At 51.3% G+C, this 24,268-nt stretch carries 13 protein-coding genes and 1 tRNA gene; 6 read left to right on the top strand and 8 right to left on the bottom strand.

Annotated elements, in window-relative coordinates; all coding sequences use genetic code 11:
- The first annotated feature begins 341 nt into the window (after nucleotides 1-341).
- From JQN73_RS21365 to JQN73_RS21380, 4 genes are all read left to right on the top strand, one after another.
- Nucleotides 342-2,408, top strand: a complete 2,067-nt coding sequence (locus JQN73_RS21365; protein WP_205320914.1) for a TonB-dependent copper receptor — start codon at nucleotides 342-344, stop codon at nucleotides 2,406-2,408.
- A gap of 559 nt (nucleotides 2,409-2,967) precedes the next feature.
- Nucleotides 2,968-4,530: a lytic polysaccharide monooxygenase gene (locus JQN73_RS21370; protein WP_205320915.1), complete on the top strand. Its 1,563-nt coding sequence runs from the start codon at nucleotides 2,968-2,970 to the stop codon at nucleotides 4,528-4,530.
- Between the two features lie 415 nt (nucleotides 4,531-4,945).
- Nucleotides 4,946-5,626, top strand: coding sequence for a response regulator transcription factor (locus JQN73_RS21375; protein WP_205320916.1), 681 nt, complete (start codon nucleotides 4,946-4,948; stop codon nucleotides 5,624-5,626).
- Nucleotides 5,627-5,702: 76 nt separating this feature from the next.
- On the top strand, nucleotides 5,703-6,251 hold the full coding sequence (locus JQN73_RS21380) for a cytochrome b (protein WP_205320917.1): 549 nt from the start codon (nucleotides 5,703-5,705) through the stop codon (nucleotides 6,249-6,251).
- A 68-nt stretch (nucleotides 6,252-6,319) separates the two neighbouring features.
- Here JQN73_RS21380 and JQN73_RS21385 read toward each other — a convergent pair whose 3' ends face one another.
- Nucleotides 6,320-9,814 carry an ATP-binding protein gene (locus JQN73_RS21385; protein WP_205320918.1) on the bottom strand — a complete coding sequence of 1,165 codons (3,495 nt, stop codon included), beginning with the start codon at nucleotides 9,812-9,814 and terminating at the stop codon, nucleotides 6,320-6,322.
- 238 nt (nucleotides 9,815-10,052) lie between these two features.
- On the opposite strand from JQN73_RS21385, the gene JQN73_RS21390 reads away from it, so the two are divergent.
- Nucleotides 10,053-10,769: a response regulator transcription factor gene (locus JQN73_RS21390; protein WP_205320919.1), complete on the top strand. Its 717-nt coding sequence runs from the start codon at nucleotides 10,053-10,055 to the stop codon at nucleotides 10,767-10,769.
- Nucleotides 10,766-14,131: an ATP-binding protein gene (locus JQN73_RS21395; protein WP_205320920.1), complete on the top strand. Its 3,366-nt coding sequence runs from the start codon at nucleotides 10,766-10,768 to the stop codon at nucleotides 14,129-14,131. The genes JQN73_RS21390 and JQN73_RS21395 overlap by 4 nt, the downstream gene beginning before the upstream one ends.
- Before the next feature lie 41 nt (nucleotides 14,132-14,172).
- On the opposite strand, the gene JQN73_RS21400 is transcribed toward JQN73_RS21395, so the two are convergent.
- The 7 genes from JQN73_RS21400 to fdnG form a co-directional block, all read right to left on the bottom strand.
- Nucleotides 14,173-14,268: transfer RNA gene (locus JQN73_RS21400), tRNA-Sec, on the bottom strand.
- Nucleotides 14,269-14,438: 170 nt separating this feature from the next.
- Nucleotides 14,439-16,445, bottom strand: coding sequence for a selenocysteine-specific translation elongation factor (gene selB / locus JQN73_RS21405; protein WP_205320921.1), 2,007 nt, complete (start codon nucleotides 16,443-16,445; stop codon nucleotides 14,439-14,441).
- Complete coding sequence (gene selA / locus JQN73_RS21410; RefSeq protein WP_205320922.1) at nucleotides 16,442-17,917, bottom strand: L-seryl-tRNA(Sec) selenium transferase; 1,476 nt, start codon at nucleotides 17,915-17,917, stop codon at nucleotides 16,442-16,444. Before selA ends, selB begins: the two co-directional genes overlap by 4 nt.
- Nucleotides 17,914-18,942: a formate dehydrogenase accessory protein FdhE gene (fdhE, locus tag JQN73_RS21415; protein ID WP_205320923.1), complete on the bottom strand. Its 1,029-nt coding sequence runs from the start codon at nucleotides 18,940-18,942 to the stop codon at nucleotides 17,914-17,916. The genes selA and fdhE overlap by 4 nt, the downstream gene beginning before the upstream one ends.
- Before the next feature lie 143 nt (nucleotides 18,943-19,085).
- Nucleotides 19,086-19,757 carry a formate dehydrogenase subunit gamma gene (locus JQN73_RS21420; RefSeq protein WP_205320924.1) on the bottom strand — a complete coding sequence of 224 codons (672 nt, stop codon included), beginning with the start codon at nucleotides 19,755-19,757 and terminating at the stop codon, nucleotides 19,086-19,088.
- Nucleotides 19,754-20,680: a formate dehydrogenase subunit beta gene (gene fdxH / locus JQN73_RS21425; RefSeq protein ID WP_205320925.1), complete on the bottom strand. Its 927-nt coding sequence runs from the start codon at nucleotides 20,678-20,680 to the stop codon at nucleotides 19,754-19,756. The genes JQN73_RS21420 and fdxH overlap by 4 nt, the downstream gene beginning before the upstream one ends.
- A 37-nt stretch (nucleotides 20,681-20,717) precedes the next feature.
- Nucleotides 20,718-23,789, bottom strand: coding sequence for a formate dehydrogenase-N subunit alpha (gene fdnG, locus JQN73_RS21430; protein WP_205320926.1), 3,072 nt, complete (start codon nucleotides 23,787-23,789; stop codon nucleotides 20,718-20,720).
- Nucleotides 23,790-24,268 lie beyond the last annotated feature (479 nt).

The raw sequence follows: 24,268 nt of genomic DNA on the forward strand, positions 1-24,268 counted from the left end.
AACAGTTAATACGAGATAAAGCGCATGACGATGGCGCTTCCTTCATCGCCCACTGCCAGGCCGGCGCATGCGCCACCGGTGCGATTTATCTGCCTCAGATCCAGAATTATCTTCCTTATATCTAGTACTTATCTCGTATTTTCATTTGGCAATCTTGGCCACACTGTGCGCTGCTAAATCGATCCGACCATACGAAAACCCGGTGCCTTGACGGCGCGGCTTTTTCCTCGGTGCCATCTAACCCAAAGTCTATCGTGAGCCATGTTTGTATCACCCGCATAGCGCCAACACCAGCGCCGCCGAACATAGCCGCGAGCCACTTTTCAACCAACAACTTCCCTATGACGAATCGCCTTAAACTCACTCCAGTCGCTTTCATTCTGGGCGCCCTCTTTCTGACGAATGTTCAGGCCAATTCTCTGGCGGACTCTCTGAATACCGTTCGCACCGCGGAACAAAGTACGCCGCTTCCGGAAGTCGTCGTGACTGCGCCGCAGATGTCGGCACCGCTGACTGTTGTCACCGATCCAAAAGCACCCCGGCAGCCGGTTCCAGCACACGATGGTGCCGATTACCTTAAAACAATTCCAGGCTTCTCGGTGGTGCGTAAAGGCGGCACCGATGGCGATCCTGTATTGCGCGGCATGGCTGGTTCACGTTTGAATATTGCAACGGATGGGCAACAGATCTTAGGTGGTTGTGGTGGCCGCATGGACCCGCCGACGGCGTATATATTTCCTGCAGAATACGACAAAATCACGGTTATCAAAGGCCCTCAAACTGTCTTGTATGGTCCTGGAAACTCTGCTGGAACGGTACTTTTTGAGCGCGATACGCGTCGTGCGCAACCGGGTATCAAATCGAATACCAGTATCATGACTGGTAGCTTTGGACGCCATGATGAAGTCGCAAGCGTACGCTATAGTCTCTCCGATTTTTATGCTGAAGCGGGTGCCACCCGCTCGCATTCCGATGATTACCGCGATGGCAATGGAAATTCCGTACACTCATCGTATACGCGCTGGAGTAGTCGGGCAGCGTTTGGATGGACGCCCGACGACAATACCTTGCTCGAGCTATCTGTTGCCAAAAGTGACGGACAGGCTGCCTATGCAGATCGCGGTATGGACGGTGCGCGCTTCGCACGATCCAATATCGGACTCAAGTTCCAGAAACGTAACTTGTCCCCGATGGTAAAGAAAGTCGAAGCCCAAATTTATCGTAACTATATTGATCATGTGATGGACAATTATAGTGTACGTTCGCCACTGCCAGGTAGCATGTTAAAGGCAATGAATCCTGATCGCACGACAGAGGGCGGTCGCGCGGCCATTACATTAAATCTCGGCGACACGACGCAACTGGTAACTGGTTTCGATATGCAGCGAAATGCGCATACGACTCGCATGGGGATGGGGTCGAATCCCAATACTGTCTCTTACAAAAATGGCCCAAGGGTGCCTGACGCACGGTTCGAAGATATCGGCTTGTTTGGAGAACTGACTCAGCATATGGGAAAGAATGAAAACAGTCGCATCATCACCGGCCTGCGTACAGATTTTTGGCGCGCCGTCGACGAACGGAAATCCAGTGCGAATACCGGCAACGTCACCCACAGGAATGACATGTTACGCAGTGGATTTACCCGCTATGAGCAGGATCTTACGACGATACCAATGACGCTATATGCGGGTGTTGGCATCGTAGAACGATTTCCGGATTATTGGGAGTTGATTTCAAAGCAAAGCGCAAACAGCACCAGCGCCTTTGGTACCAAGCCAGAAAAAACCATGCAGCTTGATATTGGTGGTTTGTACCAGTCGGGCCCATGGAATGTGACAGCTTCAGCCTTTTACAGTCAAGTGAAAGATTTTATTTTGATTCAGTCGAACGTCAATAAAGGCTCCGCAACCGGTATCTCGATTGCACGTAATATCGCAGCAACCACATGGGGCGGCGAAATTGGTGCCGCTTACGCGTTGAATAAAGACTGGAAACTGGACGGATCACTCAACACCGTTCGTGGCAATAACCGAACCGATAACACACCGCTGGCACAGATGCCGCCATTGGAAGGTAAATTTGGTCTTACTTTCGACAATCAAATTTGGTCGCTGGCCACCATGATGCGCACTGTCGCTGCACAAAAGCGTTTCGATCTTAACAAAGGTAATATCGCAGGGCAGGACCTGGGTGCCAGTGCGGGCTTTACCGTATTTTCTGTCAATGTCGGCTGGAAGCCTCGTAAGGATCTTCTGATTACAGCCGGTATCGATAATATTGCCAACAAGGTATATGCAGAACATTTGAGTCGTCGGGGTGCGGTTCTGCCGGGATATGACCAGACTGCACGAATTAACGAGCCAGGCCGCACCATTTGGCTAAAAGCGCAATTTGAACTGAAATAGCCAAGCCACGGCAGAGATTTATCGATAAACCTATTGCACTACACTTCACCCAAAAGGTGGCGACCCTGTCGCCACCTTTTTTTCTTCGTACTGGTCGACGCATTGTCCGGGATTGCTCAAGCTAATCGCAACAGTGCAGGCACTTCTGCAAAACCGCCTGAAACACCGTTAATGAGACACGCCTGTTCATTCAGATCGATACCAATAAATAAGACGGAGAAACCACGTAATCGCCCATCGATATAGCGCCGTCCTGCGTTATCGGTGCAGAGTCACCGTACAGATTGATGACTCTTCCTCGCCTGGGATATTTTGGGCGACACAGATAATTCTCATTATCTCAGGCATTTATCTTATTGAAACCGCGCACTTGTCAGCTGTTGCGGATCATTTCAAAACCCCACAATGATGCTCATCAACAGTAACCGGGCAGTGTCACTTAGCGGACCGCAAGGCGTACCGATTGAGATTCTTAATTCAATCCAATTGAATTGAATTGAATTGAATTGAATTGAATTATTTAATGCATTTTCATCCACTAACAAGAAGGTTTTATTCAATGTCTACATCATTGTCATCAAAAAATTTCGGCAAATTATCTCTGGGTTTAACATTAGTTCTCGGTTCGATATTTGCCCAGCAAGCTTCAGCCCATGGCTATGTCGAATCACCAATGAGCCGTTCACTGGCTTGCTACAAAGGTTTGAATGCCGGTTGTGTTGCTCCTTACGAGCCACAAGGCGTTGAGTTCGGCGGCGGCGGTGGCGCTTTTGGCGTGCTGCCACCTGGCAATGAAGCGTTTCCAACCAGCGGCCCTAAAGATGGTGACATCGCAGCCGGTGGCCTTACTAGCAAATACGGCAACCTGAACCCGCAAACAGCGGATCGTTGGTCGAAGACTAAAGTCAATACTGGTAAAAATACCTTCAAATGGCATTACACCGCTGCGCATCAAACAGCCTATTGGCAGTTCTTTATTACCAAAAAAGACTGGAACCCAAATATGCCTTTGTCACGTAGTTCGTTTGAATCCACACCAATCGGTGAAGAAATTCATAACGGCGCAAACGCAGACAGTAAACTAGGCGGCATGAAATCGGCACATTCGCTGACTATCCCGTCCGACCGTAGCGGATATCACGTTATCCTGGCGACATGGAAAACCTCCGATACTTCGGCAGCTTTCTATCAAGTCGTCGATGTTGACGTTCAAAATAATGGCGTTGACGTGCCGTTGCCATCTAAATGGTCTTCCATTGGTTCGATTCAACCAAGCCAGACAGATTTGAAGGCTGATTCAATCGTTACTGCACGGGTTATGGTAGCTGGCGCTGAAGATGTTTCTAAGCAAACTGTTCTCACAATCGACAGTGATGCTGACGGTAAGAGTAGCCAGTGGCCACATCAATTGGCGACAAAAATCAATGCGGAAAATCATGGTTACCAAGCGGGTCAATTGAACAAAAACGATCAAGTTGTTCCTGCTTATGGTGCAAATACTGCCTATGTTCTAAAAGACAGCAACGTTTCGGGACTGATCATTGATATTCAACGCGCTTCTCCTGCATTTTCGATGGATGTCAGCGGTCTGAATTCAACCTACAAAATCGAAAACGGTAAAGTAACACTGCATTTCGACGTTAAGGCTATTGGTGATTCAAGCCACGTTCAAAACATTGTGTACAACGCTCAACGCGAAGAAGTAGCGCGTGGCGAAGCTGATGTCAACGACGGTTCAGAACATTTCACTATCGACGTTCACAACGCAGTTGTAGGTAGTTACGATCTCGTGACGATTGGTAAAGCTAAATCAGGCAAAGTAGTGCAAAAAACTTCGAGCTTCAAGATGCTCGGCGCAGACGTCATTGATCCAGTGCCGCCGAAACCTGATCCAGTACCACCGAAACCTGATCCAGTACCTCCTGTGAATGACAACTATGACTTTGTTTACCCTAACGGTAGCGCTTCATATGACGCAGGTACTCGGGTATTGCAACCGAAAGACGGCGGCATTTATGAATGTAAAGCACTTCCAGCCGGCTGGTGGTGTGCACAAGGTGCGTATGCACCGGGCAGCGCAAATGGTTACTGGACCGAAGCATGGACAAAAGTCAGCAACTAATTTCGATCATTAATTGCCGCTAAATGTTCATTGCTTTGACCCCGGTGCCAGAGGTTCCATAAAGGCACCGGACCAATAATTAATAAAAAACATCCTGATTTTGGGATGTTTTTTTGTTTGTATCTCCATTTTTTTGGTACAGGCAATGTGATGCAATACATCGCAACATTACCAGGCAAACCCAATGCAGAGGTCGTGTTTATACCGAAGCACGTCTCAACCACCCAAATCAGCGTTGACGTAGCCGGTCCGTTAATTGGGAAAAATCCCATTCTCATAGCTCGATGTTAAGAATATTCTTTGCTCTAACAAACCGGGACTAATCTTTTGCGCTTAGTAGCTAGTCTCCTTCAGATAACCGTACGGCGTCTCGATCAGCGTTATGTCGAGAATCCGCAGGAACGGAGTTTTCCATATGCCTTTCAATATCATTATCGTCGAAGATTCCACATTGGTCCGTAAAGGTCTGGTCTCAATCATCAATAATTTGCCGCTACCCGATGCGATTCAACCTGCATCTTCCAGTGAGCCGGCCCCCTATCGCGTGGTTGCCGACGTGGCCTCACCTAAAGAACTATTAGCGGCCCTGACGGAGCACAACCCTGATCTGCTGATGCTGGATTATTCATTGCAAACCGATGGCGAAGAGACCCATCCGCTACATATGCTGGACGGGCAAAATCTGATTCGCCATATACGCAAGAATTTCAGCACCAACATATTGGTGGTGTCCCACCATCACTCACCGATTATCATCCGCGCTGCGTTAGAAGCCGGGGCCAACGGCTACGTCACTAAAAATGCTAACGAAAAAGTGTTGGGATTAGCCATACAGGCGGTTATGAAAGGCGACACGTTCGTGGAGCATCATCTACTAAGAACGATGCTGCATCGAAATCCGAACGCAGCCGTCATCAGTCCAAAGGAGATAGAAGTGTTGCGCTTGATGGGGAAAGGCAGCCGCCTTACCGATATCGCGCAACGCATGAGTCTGAGCATCAAAACTGTCAGCGCGCACAAACTACGCGCAATGGAAAAACTATGCATACGCAATGACTCAGAACTGTACCGCGTTATTACCGGGATGGCTCTTTGATAAAAAATTTTTCACGCGAAAAAAATTTGGGCAACGCCCCAGCAATGACAATTAATTACTTTTATGAAGGTTTTCTATGACAACGACTAACAACAATATTGCCAACGAAGTGAGAGTACCAACTCGCTATGACGTCTTTACCCGCGGCGTGCATTGGCTCGCAGCTGGAATTATCAGTTATACGATGATTGCGGGTTATTCTCTTCAATTTTTGGTCGACACAATTTACTTCGATTTCTTTTCAGTCCTGAACATGTCGCTCGGCACGCTGGTTATACCGCTGACGGTGGTTCGCTATTTGTGGAAATTCTTCCGTCCTTCGGTTCCATACCCGGTCGATCTTTCCCGACCAAAAATAAATATGGCACATCTGGCGCATGAAATGTTTTATCTGGTAATTTTTATCATGTTAATTAGCGGTGTTTTGATGTTGACACATGGCTTCACATTCTTTTGGCTAATCGACGTCCCCCATCCATTGGATAATCCTGATGTCAACGCATTCTTTTTTGAGGTGCATAGAGTGGCCTGTGCCGCGGTTGCCCTGACATTAATGCTGCATGTGGCGGCAGTCGTGAAGCATCAGGTTATGGATCGTCGAAACATTCTTGGTCGGATGCTTTAACACTGAATGAGTACGCCTGCCGGGTCGCATAAAATCAAGCAGAACCTTAAATAGGTTTCGTGATTCGGCTAGTCATCCTCTGGATCAATATCCTGGCGAATCTGGAGGAGCATCTGTTGCAGGACTGGTGCCAGTCGGAATGCCTCTTCCTGCCATTCGTACTCTACGCTCTCCTCAATCGTGTGGCAGAGCGCGGTTGCAGGTCGCATATCCAAAGCAGCCATGCCACCGTGAATACGATGCGCGACTTCGCCCAGATACACCAGATCAGAACGTCCGATTGCTGCCTCTAATAAGGCAAGATCTTCTGTAATGCTGATCACTGCGGCTCGCAACATGTCTGGCCGCCACATCTGTGAAGCGATCGCAGAGGCCGCAGCAATGGCTTCTTCACGATCAGACTCATCAATCATCATAGCGGCAGGCGGTCCAGTCGGTGGCGCTGTGCCGAAGCCAACATGCCGCTCCAACAATTTCTCCAGATCGTCCATCGCAAATGGCTTGATCATATACCCGTTCATGCCAGCAGCCTCCCCTCGCTCTCGCTCGCCCGCTAACAGGCTTGCGGTGACAGCAATGATAGGGCACGAAACAGCCAGCGCTCTTAACGCGTGCGCGAGTTCGTAACCGTTCATTAATGGCATATTCAGATCAGTTAAAATCAGATCAAAATGTTCCCCTGCCTTAATGAGTTCTAACGCTTCCGCCCCGCTGCCGACTGCACTGATACGGCCACCGAAATAGGCTAGTTGTTTTTCCAGCAGGAGCCGGTTAATCGCCTGATCGTCGACGATCAGTATGTCTGCATCCAGCCTGCGCAGGCTTCCCGTCATCGCGGACTGTTCCGCTTCCTGAATAAATTCTTTGCGCCCGGCGACCATCAACACAGCATCAAGCACCGCAGAACCTGACAAGGAATTAGCGTAACCCTGGTGCCCTTTAAGAAATGGTCGGTACGGGAAAGACAAGTCTAGAAATACTGCTCTCTGAAGCGCTGGAATTGCAGCTTTGCCGGCGACATCAGGAACATGCGGGCCGTCCGCGGCATCGATGATATCAATGATGTCAATGCGCGCCGAATAGTGATCCCTACTATCCGAAATATCGCTCACCTGGTCAACATTACCGCCTTTAGAGATTAGAACTGAAGATAGATGACGGGCGAATTCTGGGATTGCATTGATGGAGAATGAAAGGCCACTAAGTCCGTCGGTACGCTGCAGACGCTCAGCATGACCTATTAGTTTGGCCGGGCTTAATGTGATCGTAACCACAAAAGTGCTCCCTTTTTCCGGCAATGAATCCACACTGACGGTGCCATCCATCGCCGCCACAAATTTTTTGCAAATAAAGAGGCCCAAACCCGTGCCAGGAAATTGTTGTCCCGGCACCGCGCCATTCGCTTGCCCAAATGGTTGAAAAATACGTTCTGCATCGTCGTGGTTAATACCCGGTCCCGTATCGCGGACGGAAAGCGCTATACGCGATCCGGCCGGTCCATTAGATAACAACTGCCCGATAACCATGACGCTGCCCTGCTGCGTGAATTTAACAGCATTGTTAATGAGATTGTTAAGCACCTGCGTCAGCTTAAGGGAGTCGCCCCACCACAGGCCCTCCAACGAAGGATCAATCAAACAATGCAGCTGCAAGTTCTTTAACGACGCGCGTGACCAAAACCCTTGCACCACGGTCTCGATATCTTTCACCAGATCGAGTTCCTGATGATCTAGTTCGACAGCCTCCACCTCGCCTTTGGTGAAGTCCAACGCGTCATTTAATACATCCTTGAGCGTGCGGGCAGATCCATCCATTGTCCGCGACAACTGGCGTTGCGCGTCATCAAGCCGGGTCTTGGCCATCAGCTCGATAGATGCCAGCATGCCATATAACGGCGTGCGAATTTCATGACTGATCGTCGCGAGAAACAGGCTTTTAGAAGCACTGATCGATTCCGCAAGACGCCTGGCCTCAGCTAAAGTTTGTTCAGTGCGCTTGCGATCAGTCATGTCGCTTAATACGCATATAAACACAGGCTCATCTTCATGCATCGCCGTCGCAATACCGATTTGATAAAAATGTCCCTGTTTGGTATCTTCCAGCAGTAGCGCAATCGGTTGCTCCTGTTTCGTCGGCTGCCTCGACTGCACCAGCGACACCAAAGTCTTCCATGCATCGCCCGACAGCACGCGATCCGCCGTATCGAATAGTCGCCAGCGAACGAGCGGAACAAATTGTGCATTGTTCAATATAATTTCGCCGTCGCGTGCCCGAAGAACTGCCAGACCGACCGGCGACGTTTCAACGATCGTACGATTAAAATTTTCACTCTCGGCCAAACGTTTGGCTTGCATTGCCGCGGGGCCAATCACCGCACGATTGATGCGACGTGTACCACGTAAAACCGCAGCGACACATAACAAAAACAATAGAACACCGCCGCCGATCGGAACGATTCTATCCTGCATCAAAGTCCACAAACTCACCGCGTAAACTACGCGCCACTCAATATTAGGCACTGCATAGCTCACCTGAAGCATGGCGTCCTTTGGCCTGAACTGTAGGGAACTGCGATGATATTTGTACTCTTGTCCACCGTCCAGGTTCCGATAATATGCGATCTCCTCGGGAGTAGGTTTCCGACCGTCAATCAGCATCAACCGACCAGTGTAGGCATAGATCAATACGAGTCCTGATCCTTGCTGAAACGCGTTTCCGCTCATTCGGGTTCGGGTTAATACGTTATCCGGTGACACGTCGGTCGCTGCGTAGCCAATCACCTTGCCCCGGCTATCGCGAAATGGAATGAAGCAGGTAAATATTGTGCGCCCCGACAAGGGATCCGTCATGGATCTGGTCCAGTAAATGCCGTCTGCGTTGTGCGAACCCGGATAGTCTCGCAATATCCTTTCAAACTCGATACGCTTCTTCTGTAAGAATAATCCAATCTCTTTAGTCGCTGGCTGTGCGTGCGAAGTTGGCAAGGTATACATCGCCACGGAGCCATCGGCAGTCGTCAATACGGATTGGTCGCTACTAACGCGATAGCCCCAAAAAGCCTGGTGAAAATCGGCCAGACGGCGTCCCAGTGCCTGCCATTCTTGTTGTGCCTGATCCACCAACATGACAGGCTGGCCGGTCGTGGGGGGCGTCAGGGTGTTGGTGGTGTAGGGAGTGTTCGGGGTCCCGAGGTTCGCTAGCTTCGCGGCAGCGGCGCTGCGTAGTATCCAGAACTCTTCATTTAATGGCGCTGCCTGACCGAGAGGCGGCAACCCCGCGGGTTGGTCCGCGTGATTTTTGCAAGGAGATCGCATACCGCAAATATAGCCTGGCACCATTTCGGAAAATTTACCGATGAAATATTCCTGGCGCGATATTTGTCGCAAAAGGTCAGCATAATTTTCATGCGCAGACTCGCTTCGGTCCCATAGCATAAACAGCAGTAGAAGGCCGACGTACAGACCGAGCAGAAGCGACAGCAACGCAACAATCAAGTAGGTTCGCACCTGTAAAAACCTGCGCGAAATCGTTGTTATCCGGTCTGATAATGCAGAGTAAGCCATAAGCGCCTGTCAAGGGGACACGTCACAGCATAGCATCGACATACAAGAATAATCTTTTTATCTAAGAATATTCTTAGTCGTTTACAGTTATTTCCGTATCAAAAAGAGATTTTTCTTAATTCTATTACCGCTCATTATTGAGATAATTCTATCTGTGCCAAGCGTTTTCAAGACTCTCCAGTTATGTTCACGTGATCGGCACCTTTGTTTTGTGCGATAAAAAGGTAAGGAAAAGATTATGTTTGAAAACCAGAATCAGCTCGAAAATAGTCATCTTAACGAGACCTGCGATATTATCATTGCAGACGATCACCCTATTTTATTGCATGGTGTTGAAAAAATATTGACGGCTACCAAGAGCGTCCGCATTGTTGCGACAGCCCAAACTGTAGCGGACACTTTCAAAGTCCTTGAGATACATCCATGCGACATTCTCATTTGCGATTATTCTTTCTACGGCGACGACCTTCCCGACGGCTTGCCAATGATAAAAAGAGTCAGACAGCTATACCCTGAGCTAAAAATTATTATTCTTTCCGCTCGTGATGATTTGGGGACAGCCCGTAATACCTTGGAATGCGGCGTGTACGGGTTCGTTCGAAAAAACAGCGACATGCGCAATGTCGTCAATGCGGTCCAGGAAGTCCGCTCGGGCAATAAGTTTACTGATACCGCCACCACGCAGGATATGTTAAAAAACCTACTGTCTCTTGGCCGGAACGAGCGCTCGCCAACGGTTGGTCGGGTATCGTTCACTCCGAAAGAAATTGAAACTATCCGTTTGCTGCAACGTGGCCTGACGCTCACGGAGATCGCCGAGCTCACCAGTCGCAGCGTGAAAACCGTCAGTGCGCACAAGCAGCTGCTTATGAAAAAACTCGGTACCAAAAGTAACATCGAATTTTTCCATACCCTAAGTAACGAACAACTGATGTCCTCGATCACTTCTCAATGATACGGCACGACGAGAACACACCGTTCTCGACCCCGTTGACACAACCCGGCCCACCTGACAGGAGTAGTTCCATCCAACTGTTGGGGCAATTCCATCGATGGATACTGTATGGCGGTGCCACGCTATTTACCATTGTGGCACTGCTCGCAGCCTTCATTGCGATAGCGATGTATGCCGAGAATTTTATTCGTGCTCAACGTCTTTTGTTCGATGGCGAACTCCGACAAGTAGAACTCACAGTTGTTGCGGCAAATGCAAAAATGCGACAAACGATTGCTCGTCATGATTTTTTGCGCATGCGAAAAGAGGGGGAAACCAGACCCACCAACAATCACGTTGCGCCGGAAGCATTTCCAGAACACCAAAGTGGTGCCGCCTTAAGGGCCCATATACACGGCCCCTCAGCTATTCATTGGTCGGGCGAGACGCCTGCCGTCAACGCTAAAGAAGCCTCCAATGCCTCAAATATCGCGCCTGATACCTCATCCGTTAATGCCGCTGCAAAGGGGGATTACACCTCAGAGGCGGGCATAACAAATACGAATACGATTACCATAACGACATCGAACTTTGCCAAGCCATCCGCGACGCTGACGCATCTGCTCACACAATTTTACGATGCGTCTCCCGACGTTTTAATGAACGCCCATGCTGCGGTGCAAGGGTCGTACGTCATGCTGTACGACAAAAACAAAACCTTTCTAGGCTTGCACGCATCGCAGACCGAAAAGTCAGATACATCGCTGATCCAACAGATACAAAGTCCCATCGAGATTCGTGCCGCGATCATGAAGATCGTCGCGCCCATTGAAGCCGCGTTGGGAGCGATACCCACCACGCAATTACGCGCTGGCAAGACCGTCTGGATCGCACCCTATATTGATCCTTTGAGCGGAAAATTGGTCATTAGCCGCGCAGCCGTTACGTTCCATGGCAAGACGGCTTTTTCTGTGCTCGTTATTAGCGTTCCGGTTGACCAGTTCGACCAGTACTTCCTGTTACAACCGTTGCCCGCTGGCTTTGCGGTAATCGCGCCAACCGGGATACTACTCTCGGGAAAAATAAGCGAAGCGGTGACAAAAGATTCTCTTGCGCGTGCAGATACGGCGTCTCCAAAAACCGACATCCAAGTGCATTCGATGCGTAACCTGTTGACGGGTGATGCCTCGTTAATGACGTTAAGTCGTCCCATCAGGGAAACTGGATGGACCATGGTTTACACCTTCAACCGGGCCATGTTATGGCACGCTCTACATAACAAAATGTATTTCGCGCTGGGCGTCGCATTATTGCTAAGTATCATACTATGGACCGTCGTCCTGCTCTTCAATCGACTGGTATTCATTCCGGTCATTGGCGAAGCCTTGCGCGTCCATGATAGCGAAGCTTTTAACCGAGCGATGATGGGCGTTGCACCGCTCGGTTTCTTCGTATTAAATTATCAGACCGGAGAACTGATGTTGGACAATGCGCAAGCACGCGCCGTCGCAAGTCAAAGTCACACCTCTGGCGACTTGTCATCGTTCCACCAACGGCTGATGACATGTTATCGGAATCAAGGTCGCTCAAATACAGACGATCAGGCTCTCGCCCATGACGTACTGGAATTACCCGCCGCAGACGGAACGTGTACCTATGCGCTGGCGGCATTCACGCGTACCCGATATTTGAGCAATGACGTATTGTTATGCTGCCTGAGCGACATCACCGCCCAGAAATGTGCTGAACGTGCGCTGCGACGCGCAAAGATAGAGGCAGACGAGGCGAACAAGGCAAAATCGATGTTTTTGGCGCTGATCAGCCATGAGATTCGCACACCATTGCATGGTGCGGCGGGCCATCTCGAGCTTTTGGAACTGGCTTCCTTACCTCCAACAGAACGAGATCTGGTGCAAACTATCCGTGGCTCATTCGAGTCACTGCTGCGAACCATCAATGACATATTGGATATATCAAGAATCGAAGCCGGTCAATTATCTCTCGAGAACGCGCCGTTCAACGTGCGGCAGACGGTAGCCTCCTGTACGCGCCTGTGGACGCCTGCCCTAGAGGCGAAGTCTGTCGATTTTCAGTCTCGGATCGCGTTGTCAGTGCCCGACTATCTAGTCGGCGATGCAGGACGCATCGTGCAGATTTTAAATAATCTGCTGTCAAATTCGGTCAAGTTTACCCATGCTGGCAATATTGTTCTCGACATCTCCGGGGCGCCTCACCCAGCTGGTTATTCGCTACAGATCGGCATTCGCGATTCTGGCGTAGGAATTGCAACCGAAGACCAAAAACACTTGTTTACGCCCTTCAGTCAAGCCAACCCGGGTATAGCGCAGAAATTCGGTGGCACCGGCCTTGGTTTATCTCTGTGCAAGCAGTTAACCGATGCGATGCAGGGGAAAATTACTATTCTGAGCGAGTACGGTGCAGGAACGATCGTTTTAGTGAAACTCTTACTTTCCTGCCCGAGTGCCGATGCCATGCCACAGTCAGAGCAACGCCCGCCTGCGGCTGGAGTTCTCGACAGGCCGACCCACCCTACATCGCCGTCAATTCAACTGGCAGAGCAGCTGAGCGATCAGCAATCGTCTCAAACCATTGCAGCAGCCATTAAAATCCTCGTGGTCGAAGATGATCCCGTCAGTAGAAAGCTACTCGAAAAACAGCTATTTGCCTTAGGTCATAAGCGGGTGGATTTTGTCGATAACGGGGAACAGGCATTAATACTCGCAACCACAGCGCCAACCAGCTCTCCCTACGACTTAATATTGACCGATATGAGCCTGCCGCAAATGAGCGGGCACGCACTCATCCTGTCGCTGCGAGAGCGAGGGGTGAGAACGCCGATTATTATCGTCAGCGCAAGTGCGGAAAATGATCAAACCCCGGTCATCCGGCCACATATCGATGCATTTCTGACCAAGCCGCTTTCGTTGCCAGAACTAAAAGCGGCGCTCAGCCGCTATGGTTTAATCGGATTCCCTTTCGGGCCGCAAGAAGCCTATGATTTTGAACCTCAATGGTCCAATCAGCCGAATGTCCCCGCAAATACCCGCCCTGATGCTCTACGTACAAATGTCGTTGATACAGACGTTGCTAACATTTTTCTGGACACATACCGCCACGACCTCCGTGCCTTAATACAAGCATTTCAGCGCAGCGATGCTGCCGCGCTAGCTGGGCGTCTGCATCGGCTCAAAGGCGCCCTGCTGGCTGTGCAAGAAGACGATCTGGCGCACCAGTCGGATCGTCTGTCCGAGGACATACGCACGAATGCTTGCAGCCAGGACGAGGCTTGCGTACGAAATTTCGTGAAGGCACTCCTGAGAGTAGTCAGGCACCTTCGCGCAGCCACAAACGTGACCGCGTGACGATCTTATCGGCGTTAGCTACTTGTCTCAAACAAGTTGATTGGCGGAAGGCAGCAAGAGTCGAACTTACGAGGGAGCGGCTGACGCCCCCTACCGGGTTTGAAGCCCGGCCGCACCACCGGATGCGGTTGCCTTCCAAAAACTGTCGATTATCGGTTATTTTTTACTCTGCTTTAAGGCGCAGCTCAGGTTGACTTGCGGTTCACTTGCGGTTCGCCTTAGGGCTCTCTTTATCTGTTCGCTTTTCACTGCGTTTGCAGTGCACACTCAGCAAGGCCAATAAACTCTAAAAGTCGCGCGACGGTCATCATGCACTATCACTACCCCATGTGGTGCCCGAGCGCAGGAAGTGAACGTCTTTCACGCGCCGAGTATAGCCGACCCGATCAAAAAATTCCAATAGTTGAATAGCCCGCTTGCGCCCAAGGCCGGTTGCGTCCCTAAACATCGCAGCGCTGACCGACTGTCGCCCTGCAACCCTGGCATCACCGTCGTTCTCCTCAGCAGTATTGTTAGCGAGCCTCGCGATGATCCGTGACAACGCTTCAATCTGTGACGGATGATAAAACAGATCCTTCACAATTTGGTTAACTTGCGCTTGTTTAGCTAACTTGCTCAGAAGATCGCGAACCTCAGTTTCACTGACGCTATGCTCACGCGCCAGATCACGCACCCACGGCGCGTTGAATCCAGCCGCCGCCAATGAACCTAACAAGGTCACCGCCAGCACCTGCTCCCCGGCACCCAATTTTACCGAATGTTCGGGGAGATATAACCATGGACCTTGTTGCACTACCATCGAAGTTTCACATAGCGCGGCAACGAGCGCACGCCAAAGTGATTCATCCACAGCGGGTTCAACAATGCGCCTGAGACGAGCTGTTTGAGGCCCTATATCATCCGGCGTACTTGCGTGAAAAGCCCGCAGTCCATCGATCGTCCGCACAGCAAGCACGTTCCAGGCGACCTCTGAAATAAGGACCGCATCGCCATCCCGAAGAGCAATTGATCGGGTATCCAATGGAAGCGCCAGCCGTTCCGGTGGCAGTTGTGATAGCCGCACCAGGGTGGAACGATACAGACCTAGCGGATTACAATCGAGTAGCGCGGCGCTGTCGCCAGAGGTGACAAAAGCAGCAAGCGCATCGCGCCATGCTTGCTGTGCAACCCCACGCCGTTTGGTGGCCGGGCCGAATGGATCAAGCACGATGCCGCCACCAATCGTGCGCGACGCCTGCGCATTCCGAATCACAAAGCGGTCGCCCGGCACCGCGTGAACGGGTGCTTCAAACACCAGTTGTACCCTACGTTCCTGACCTGGCGCTACGAGGTCACCGTCAAGCGGCACCACATGCGCGGTACGATGGGCAGCACCGAGGTGTACATGGACTGGCGACCAGGACTTAAGCGACAAGCCGGCATCACCCAGCAACCGCAGTTTCACGTCAATACGCTGAGAACACTCCGCTAATGCTAACGAGAGAATCCAGTCGCCACGATTAATTTGTGCACGCGGAATGCCCGCCAGATTCAACGCCAGACGTTGACCTGCATGACCACTGGTCGAAGGGCGGTTCTGCGCATGAATGCTGCGCACGCGCACGCGTTCACCGCTTGGTGCCAGAATCAACATATCATCGGTCGCTACGCTTCCCGCCAATGCCGTCCCGGCAATAATTGTTCCATGTCCCGGCAACGTAAACACACGATCTATTGCCAATCGGAACAGACGCTGATCCTGGCCGGAAGTGGATGCTTGTGTAGTCGCTGCGGTTGGCAAAACTAAGGCGTTGTGCACCACAGTGCCACTATTTGCACAATTTATAAGGTGGGCCAGGAGTTCCGCCACGCCGGAATCATTAGCAACGTTTGCCTGCGTCCGAAAAATAGGAGCGCCAACAAACGGGGTGGAAGCAAGTAGCACGCGGATATCGTGCTCAACCTCAGCGATACGGCTAACGTCTACCCGGTCGATCTTGGTCAGCGCCACGACACCGCGTTGGACCCCCAGCATGTCTAAAATGGCCAAATGCTCGCGTGTTTGCGGCATAATGCCATCGTCGGCGGCGATCACCATCAGTGCAAAATCAATTCCACTGGCACCTGCGGCCATTGTGTGTATCAATTTTTCATGTCCGGGCACATCGATTAGCCCCAGCACCTCACCGTTGGGTAGCGGCAAATAGGCATAACCCAGCTCAATCGAAATGCCACGCTCTTTTTCTTCTTTCAGACGATCCGTGTTGACACCCGTCAAGGCGCGGGTCAAGGTGGTCTTACCGTGATCGATATGCCCGGCTGTGCCAACAATCATGATGAAAGCTTGAGAAGTTGTGCGATAAACTGCGCTTCATCCGCATCTTCCAGACAACGTAAATCCAGCAACAACGTATCATTGGCAATACGCCCGATGACCGGACGCGGCAAGTCGCGCAACATTCGTTCAACCTTGCCCAACCCACGTCCACGCTGCTGCGACGCGTTCATGCGCAGCGCGAGGCCATAACTCGGTAGTAAGTCAACCGGCAATGCGCCGCTGCCAATCTGGCTGAACAGCGGCTCGGCTGTTACCACAACTGCTGGTCCGACCGTCCGCTGAACGATCGGCAACAGATTTTCTGCCTGCACCCGCATGGCGGACTGAGAGCGCGTCAAAAGCCGCAACGTTGTCAGACGCTCTGGCAGAAACTCAGGACTGCGATATAACGCGAGCACTGGCTCCAGCGCAGCGAGCGTCAGCTTGCCTACGCGTAGGGCACGTTTAAGCGGATGGCGCTTGATTTTTTTAATCAGATCAGCACGACCAACGATCAGACCAGCCTGGGGGCCGCCGAGCAGTTTGTCACCGCTGAATGTGACGACGTCTGCACCGGCTTCAATCGTCTCGCGCACTGTAGTCTCGTGAGGCAATCCGTATTGGGAAAGATCAACTAACGTTCCGCTACCCAGATCCACCACAGTGGGTGTCCCATGCTCTTTGGTGAGTTGAGCAAGTTGGTCAACCTCCACGCTGGTGGTAAATCCCTGAATCGCATAATTACTGCAATGGACCTTCATCAGCAACGCGCTGCGGGGACTAATGGCATCCGCATAATCAGCCACATGGGTGCGATTGGTGGTCCCAACTTCACGCAGCTTGGCACCTGCCCGCATCATAATGTCCGGAATGCGGAACGCACCGCCGATCTCGACCAGCTCACCGCGTGAAACGATCACTTCGCGCCGTGGTGCCAGCGCGCTGAGCATCAGTAATACGGCGGCAGCGTTATTATTGACAACAGTCGCAGCTTCAGCGCCAGTCAATTCACACAGCAACTCTTCCACCAGATCGTCGCGGTCACCACGCTTTCCGGTCACCAGGTCGAACTCGAGATTCATCGGCGAACGCAATGCATCCACCACTGCGCAAATCGCCACGTCGGGCAACAATGCTCTGCCGAGATTGGTATGCAATACCGTCCCGGTGAGATTGAAGACTTGTTTGATCGATGAAACCGCCGTCTTGGCCAGACGCTCGGCAAGGACGGCGGTCAATCCAGCTATGCCAGGCGGTACATCGCTGGTGGAATTTCCGCCAACAAGTTCCACCCGCAACTCGGCCAGCAATGACCGCAGTGCAGTTAATGTCTGCGTGCGTCCATATTGCGCAACCAATGGCGCACTCGCGGCATCTGCGAGAACGCGTTCGACTGAGGGCAGCCGTCCGGCAAAAGCACGCTCGCTGGACTCTGCTGAATTCGTCGTTAAATTTGCTAACGATCCGGTCGCCGCTTGCTTTTCTGTCATGCGGGGCCGCTAAACCATAATAAGGGATTCATACTGGCGCGGTTATAGCCGGCTTCGGTCACCAGAACATCCAGCATCAAACTGGCAAGGTCGTCCGCCAGCGGTTCGACCTCGTAATCATGCTCCTGGTTGACTATCTTGCGATAGGTATGGCAATCGTCGCATGTTTCGGCTCGAATGACCTTTTGGGCGTCGTTGGCCTTATTAGCCTTGAGGGGTGCCGAAACTTTCTTTGCGTCGATTTCGGCATCCATTTCAGTATCCCGGGAACGTAGCCCTTGATACGCGATGTTGGCATTTTTTTCGCAATGGGAGCACTTAACGCGCACCATGTGCCATTCGCTTGCGCACAATTCGCAATGCAGATATCGATAACCTTGTGACTGTCCGCCAATCCTTACCACGCTTGCCACCGGATGAGAGCCGCAGACAGGACATAAAGCGGCAGTTTCCAGCGTTGGCACGTCCTGGAGCATTAACTTGCTAGCCCGATGCGTCCACAATATTTGTAGTGCCGCCGCGATAAATGGTGCATGGGCCGGGTCGACTTCTTCGATGCGTTGGTTCAGAACCGCATCCGCAAAGGTATCCAACGACGCTGTATCGAGCGCTTGCAACGCCGCGAGCACTGGAACCAACTGCGGCCGACTCTTGGCGGAAGGTGCCAAAGAGGTCAGAAGCCGCGCAAAAATCGCGTGCCAGGCCAGCGGTCTTGCGCCAGCCAAGGGTAACGGCGGCATTGCATGTTGGCGAGCCATCTCGAGCATGTTTTGATCGGGTAGCGCCGCGTCGGCGTCAGTCAACGATGCGAACACCGCATCCTGCGCTTCGACCACGTCCGCCATCAGCAGTAAATACCCGCTTAATTCGGTACTCACCGGTGTGCCTGCTATTTCATTCGCCGCTAATTTACGCAGACGCGCCGCGCGCGCCTTGAATACCCCGTCCGAAGGTGGCAAGCGTAAGCGCGGGATGGTAATGTGATCGAGGGATTCAATTTCTCCACGTTCAAGAATTCGCTGCACTGAAACTCCCTAAAAATAAAATGTGTGACGCGTTCATGATCTTACTGCGCGGATCAGATTGATGCCGCCCCGTGCTCGTAATCGGCGCCGAAACCCTTTGCAGGGTTCCCGCGCCGAGCAATCTCAACGGTGCGTCAATTACTTCAATCGCCAACATCCTGTCTGTTTTTGACACTTTCCCTGAACCAGCGCGGGTGATGCTTTCGGGCCCAGCCATAACTGACAGTACCTCTGACCATTGCTCCGATGGAACCCTTGATCCAAAAACCCGCATAGATGTGAACAATAATACCAATGATCAGAACAAACGCGCAAAATGCATGTAACAACGCGGCTGCCCGAATGACCGGAATAGGAAAGTAAAACGCAAAATAAGCGCGCCAGATCACAATACCGGATGCCAGTAATCCCAGCATGCAGAACACCAAGGTAAAGAACAGCAACTTTTGTCCGGCGTTATAGCGACCGATTTCAGGCAGTTTATCCTCCCGATTTGCGAGCACATCATCGATCTGCTTCAACCATTGGACATCGCCCTCCTCGAAGAAGTTGTGATGCCAAAATCGCAATACCAGAAATGCGAACGATACAAACATCACAACACCGACGAATGGATGCAAGATTCGCGTCCACTGCCCGCCTCCAAACAGCGCAGTCAGCCAGAACATCGCTGGATGAAATAGCGCAAGCCCGGAAAGAGCCAGCAACACGAACGTAATTGCCGTAATCCAGTGATTACTGCGTTCATTCGGCGTGTAGCGCAAGATCAGCGGTGGCGAGCGATGTTCTTTCAACTCTTTCAGCTCGGGTTTCATCTCAACTCTCCTTGCTGCTCTTCCTGAATTTTGCGTGCCGCTTCCTGCGCTTCACGCTCCTCTTCATCCGTCACTTCGGCTGGTCCGACGCGGGTGTAATGGAAGAATCCGGATAAGGCTGCTAACGCCAGACCCGCCACTGCCAGCGGTTTGGCGATACCCTTCCATAGCGACACCATTGGACTAATACGCGGATTATTGGGTAAGCCGTGATAAAGAGACGGCTGATCGGCATGATGTAAAACGTACATTACATGCGTGCCGCCGACGCCGGCTGGGTCGTACAATCCGGCCTTGTCGAAACCGCGTGATTTCAAATCTTCGATACGCTCTTCGGCATGCTGCTTCATGTCTTCTTTCGTACCAAATACAATGGCACCAGTCGGACAGGTTTTAACGCATGCAGGCTCTTGTCCAACCGCTACCCGGTCGGAGCACAAAGTACACTTGTAAGCACGATGATCTTGCTTCGATATCCGCGGCACATCAAACGGACATCCGGCAATACAATAGCCGCAACCGATACAGTTTTCCTGATGAAAATCCACGATGCCGTTCGTGTATTGCACAATGGCACCGGGAGCCGGACAAGCTTTCAGGCAGCCCGGATCTTCGCAATGCATACAACCATCTTTGCGAATCAGCCACTCCAAGTTGCTTTCCTGATTTTCATATTCAGAAAACCGCATTACGGTCCACGATTTATCGGTCAGATCGCGCGGATTATCATACGTACCGCTAGTATCACCAATCTCATCGCGCAGATCGTTCCATTCCATACAAGCGGTCTGGCATGCCTTGCAACCGATGCATTTGGAGACATCGATCAACTTGGCGACAGTGCCTGTGACAGGCTCACGCACCATCGGTGGCTGGACTGTGGTTGCCGACAGACGGCGGATATCAAGTGATTGCATTGACATCGTTATTCTCCTCTTTCAGCGCACGCTAGAAGGTTGCTCATGCTTTTTCTACCTTCACCAGGAAAGATTTGAATTCCGGTGTCTGAGAATTCGCATCACCGACCGAGGGTGTGAGGGTGTTTATCAGATATCCGGGCTTTGCAACACCCGTAAAACCCCAATGTATCGGGAGTCCGACTGTGTGCATTTTTTTACCTTCAATCATCAACGATTTGATCCGTTTGGTCACCACCGCTTTGGCAATAATGTGCCCTCGCTTCGAACTGACCCGCACTTTCTCACCCGCCACAACGCCGACTTCTTTTGCCAATTCCTCACCGATCTCAACAAACTGCTCAGGCTGAATAATCGCATTCAGCTTTGCATGCTTGGTCCAGAAATGGAAATGCTCCGTCAAACGATAACTGGTAGCGATGTGCGGATAATCCTCATGTTTACCGAGCTGCGCACGATCCTGCGGGAATATCCGAGCCGCCGGGTTGCTAACGGCAAGCGGATTTTTCGGGTGCATCGGGTTATAACCGAGCGGGTTTTCAAATGGCTCGTAATGCTCTGGAAAAGGACCCTCAGCCATCGCATTGCGGGCGAAGAAGCGCGCAACGCCCTCACCCAACATAATGAACGGCCCCATCCCGTTTTCTGGTGGTTCGTCAGCCTTAAAGTCAGGAATATCCGGACCGTTCCAGGCCGTGCCATTCCAGCCGATCAGTTTCCGTTTGGCATCGAACGGTTTGCCCTTCACATCGCACGATGCACGGTTGTACAGAACGCGCCGATTCAGCGGCCAAGCCCAAGCCCAATTCAGAGTCTGCCCAATGCCGGTAGGATCCGTATTGTCACGGCGGCCCATCTGATTGCCCGCTTGCGTCCACGCACCGCAAAATATCCAGCATCCGCTCGTGGTTGTCCCGTCGTCGCGTAACATAGCAAAGGACGGCAATTGCTCGCCTTTCTTCGCCAATAACTTGGTCTTGTCCTTCAGATCATAGAGGTCGACCAACGCCTTCCCATTAAATTCCTTCGCCAGTTCTTCGGGCGTTGGACTTTCAGGGTTAGCGTAATCCCATGTCAGGTTGACAATAGGATCAGGGAACTTGCCGCCATCGCGCTTATACATCGTGCGCATACGCAGGAAAATACCGGACATAATATCCAGATCGCTGCGGGCTAAACCTGGCGGCTCTGAACCCTGCCAATGCCATTGCAACCAACGTGCGGAACTGACCAGCGACCCGCGCTCTTCAGCGAAACAGGTAGTTGGCAAACGGAATACTTCGGTTTGAATCTTTGCGGGATCGACGTCGTGAAATTCGCCGTGCGGTTTCCAGAACTCAGCCGTTTCGACCGCGAGCGGATCCATCACGACTAGCCACTTCAATTTTGACAGGGCTTCGGTGACCTTTTGCTTGCTCGGCGCAGACGCAAGCATGTTAAAGCCTTGCGCAATGTAACCGTTCATCTTGCCCTGGTGCATCAACTCAATCGCCTGCAATAAATCATACGGCTTATCGAGCTTGGGCAAGTAGTCGTAAGCCCAGTTATTTTCTGGCGTGGCAGCATCGCCCCACCACGTCTTCATGAAGCTGACATGAAAACTGCGATAATTTTTCCAATAACTTAATTGATTAGGACGCAATGGCTGCGTCGCCCGAGCGGCAATGTAGGCGTCGAAATCCTGTTCTTTCTCACCCGGCAGCGTCATATAACCTGGCAACAGGTTGGACATCAAGCCCAAATCGGTCAGACCCTGGATATTTGAGTGGCCACGCAACGCGTTCATGCCACCGCCAGCGATGCCGATATTTCCCAACAGCAACTGCACCATCGCGCCGGTACGAATAATTTGCGCGCCGGTGGAGTGATGCGTCCAACCCAAGGCGTACAAAATAGTACCAGCACGACCGGCAGTGGCGGTTGAGGCTAATGCTTCGGCTACCTTATGAAATTTATCTGATGGCACACCGCAGATACGCTCCACCATTTCTGGCGTGTATCGCGCATAGTGTATTTTCATCAACTGATAGACGCAGCGTGGATGTTGCAAGGTAGGGTCAATTTTGGCAAAGCCATCACTGCCCATCTCGTAATCCCACGTGCTTTTATCTGGATAACCACCAGCTTTTTCGCTGTAGCCAGAATACAAACCGTCATTGAACGCAAAGTCCTCACGCACAATAAACGGCATATCGGTGTAATTGCGTACGTACTCATGTTGAATCTTATCGTTCACCAACAAGTAGTTGATGATCGCGCCAAGAAACACAATATCGGTACCAGTCCGGGTCGGGACGTGAAAATCCGCCACCGAAGCGGTGCGGGTAAACCGCGGGTCGACCACGATCAGGCGCGCCTTGTTATGCGCCTTTGCTTCTGTTACCCATTTGAATCCACATGGGTGTGCTTCAGCGGCATTGCCGCCCATCACAAGGATCACATCGGCATTCTTGATGTCGACCCAATGATTCGTCATCGCACCACGGCCAAACGTCGGGGCAAGACCTGCCACCGTCGGTCCGTGTCAAACGCGCGCTTGGTTGTCGAACGTCAACATTCCCAAACTACGAATCGTTTTGTGCGTCAGGTAACCAACTTCGTTACTGCCCGCTGATGCCGCCAGCATTCCGGTGGTCAACCAACGATTGACCGTCGCGCCCGCTGCATTTTTTTCGATGAAATTCTCATCGCGATCTTTTTTCATCAGACCGGCGATTTTATCCAGTGCATCGTTCCACGATATTTTTTGCCACTTGTCGTCACCGGGTGCGCGGTATTCCGGCGCAAGTAACCGACTTGGGCTATGAATAAAGTCAATCAGACTTGCGCCTTTTGGACATAATGTGCCGCGATTTACCGGATGGTCCGGATCGCCTTCAATATGTAGAATGCTGGACGAAACATTCTTCGCCCCGTCGCCAAGGCCGTACATCAGGATGCCGCAACCAACCGAACAGTACGGACATGTATTACGCGTTTCGGTGGTGCGAGAAAGCTTGTATTGGCGAACTTCCGCCAGCGCCGCAATCGGCGCAAAGCCTAGCAAAGCCAGGCTTGAACCAGCCAGTGTGGAACCAGTAACTTTAAGAAACTGGCGCCTTGATAATTGAACCATGGTGAGTGCCTCTAAATGGTTTCAAACAAAAGTGACGACGGGAAATATAAAAAAATATATCACGCTTTTGCGGGTAAACGCGTGTGTCACGACAAATCGATACAGTCTGGTTACGCGCGAGCGGAAACATACAAAAAAAGCTAACAAAAATGTTTATTGAGCGGATGTTTTCTTTTATGAACAAGCACGGACAACAGAAAAGATTGCAAAAAGGTTGTCCAGAGGAGTAACTTACAGATTGCTTACAGGGTTGCTATTCGAGGAATAAAGCAAACAGCACCGATCGCTAAAATCGGAACGACCGCATTATAGCCTCCAGCGGCAAATTGTGTATTTCTTTAGCAAAATTCGGAGATGATGCCTATTTCGTCGTACCAACACGTTTAACTTTGGATGCCCGCGGCGTGAACTTGATTGCTGGCGCTGCTGGCAATGCAACAACTTTCGCATGTATTTTTAAACTATTTAATTTAACTTTT

Origin of the sequence: Glaciimonas sp. PAMC28666, assembly GCF_016917355.1 — a bacterium.
In the GTDB taxonomy this organism is placed as follows: Bacteria; Pseudomonadota; Gammaproteobacteria; order Burkholderiales; family Burkholderiaceae_D; genus Glaciimonas.

What these genes read in the sequence shown, in the direction of transcription:
- JQN73_RS21365 (WP_205320914.1), top strand. Translation starts at nt 342, where the DNA reads ATGACGAATCGCCTTAAACTCACTCCAGTCGCTTTCATTCTGGGCGCC.
- JQN73_RS21370 (WP_205320915.1), top strand. Translation starts at nt 2,968, where the DNA reads ATGTCTACATCATTGTCATCAAAAAATTTCGGCAAATTATCTCTGGGT.
- JQN73_RS21375 (WP_205320916.1), top strand. Translation starts at nt 4,946, where the DNA reads ATGCCTTTCAATATCATTATCGTCGAAGATTCCACATTGGTCCGTAAA.
- JQN73_RS21380 (WP_205320917.1), top strand. Translation starts at nt 5,703, where the DNA reads ATGACAACGACTAACAACAATATTGCCAACGAAGTGAGAGTACCAACT.
- JQN73_RS21385 (WP_205320918.1), bottom strand. Translation starts at nt 9,814, where the DNA reads ATGGCTTACTCTGCATTATCAGACCGGATAACAACGATTTCGCGCAGG.
- JQN73_RS21390 (WP_205320919.1), top strand. Translation starts at nt 10,053, where the DNA reads ATGTTTGAAAACCAGAATCAGCTCGAAAATAGTCATCTTAACGAGACC.
- JQN73_RS21395 (WP_205320920.1), top strand. Translation starts at nt 10,766, where the DNA reads ATGATACGGCACGACGAGAACACACCGTTCTCGACCCCGTTGACACAA.
- selB (WP_205320921.1), bottom strand. Translation starts at nt 16,445, where the DNA reads ATGATTGTTGGCACAGCCGGGCATATCGATCACGGTAAGACCACCTTG.
- selA (WP_205320922.1), bottom strand. Translation starts at nt 17,917, where the DNA reads ATGACAGAAAAGCAAGCGGCGACCGGATCGTTAGCAAATTTAACGACG.
- JQN73_RS21420 (WP_205320924.1), bottom strand. Translation starts at nt 19,757, where the DNA reads ATGAAACCCGAGCTGAAAGAGTTGAAAGAACATCGCTCGCCACCGCTG.
- fdxH (WP_205320925.1), bottom strand. Translation starts at nt 20,680, where the DNA reads ATGTCAATGCAATCACTTGATATCCGCCGTCTGTCGGCAACCACAGTC.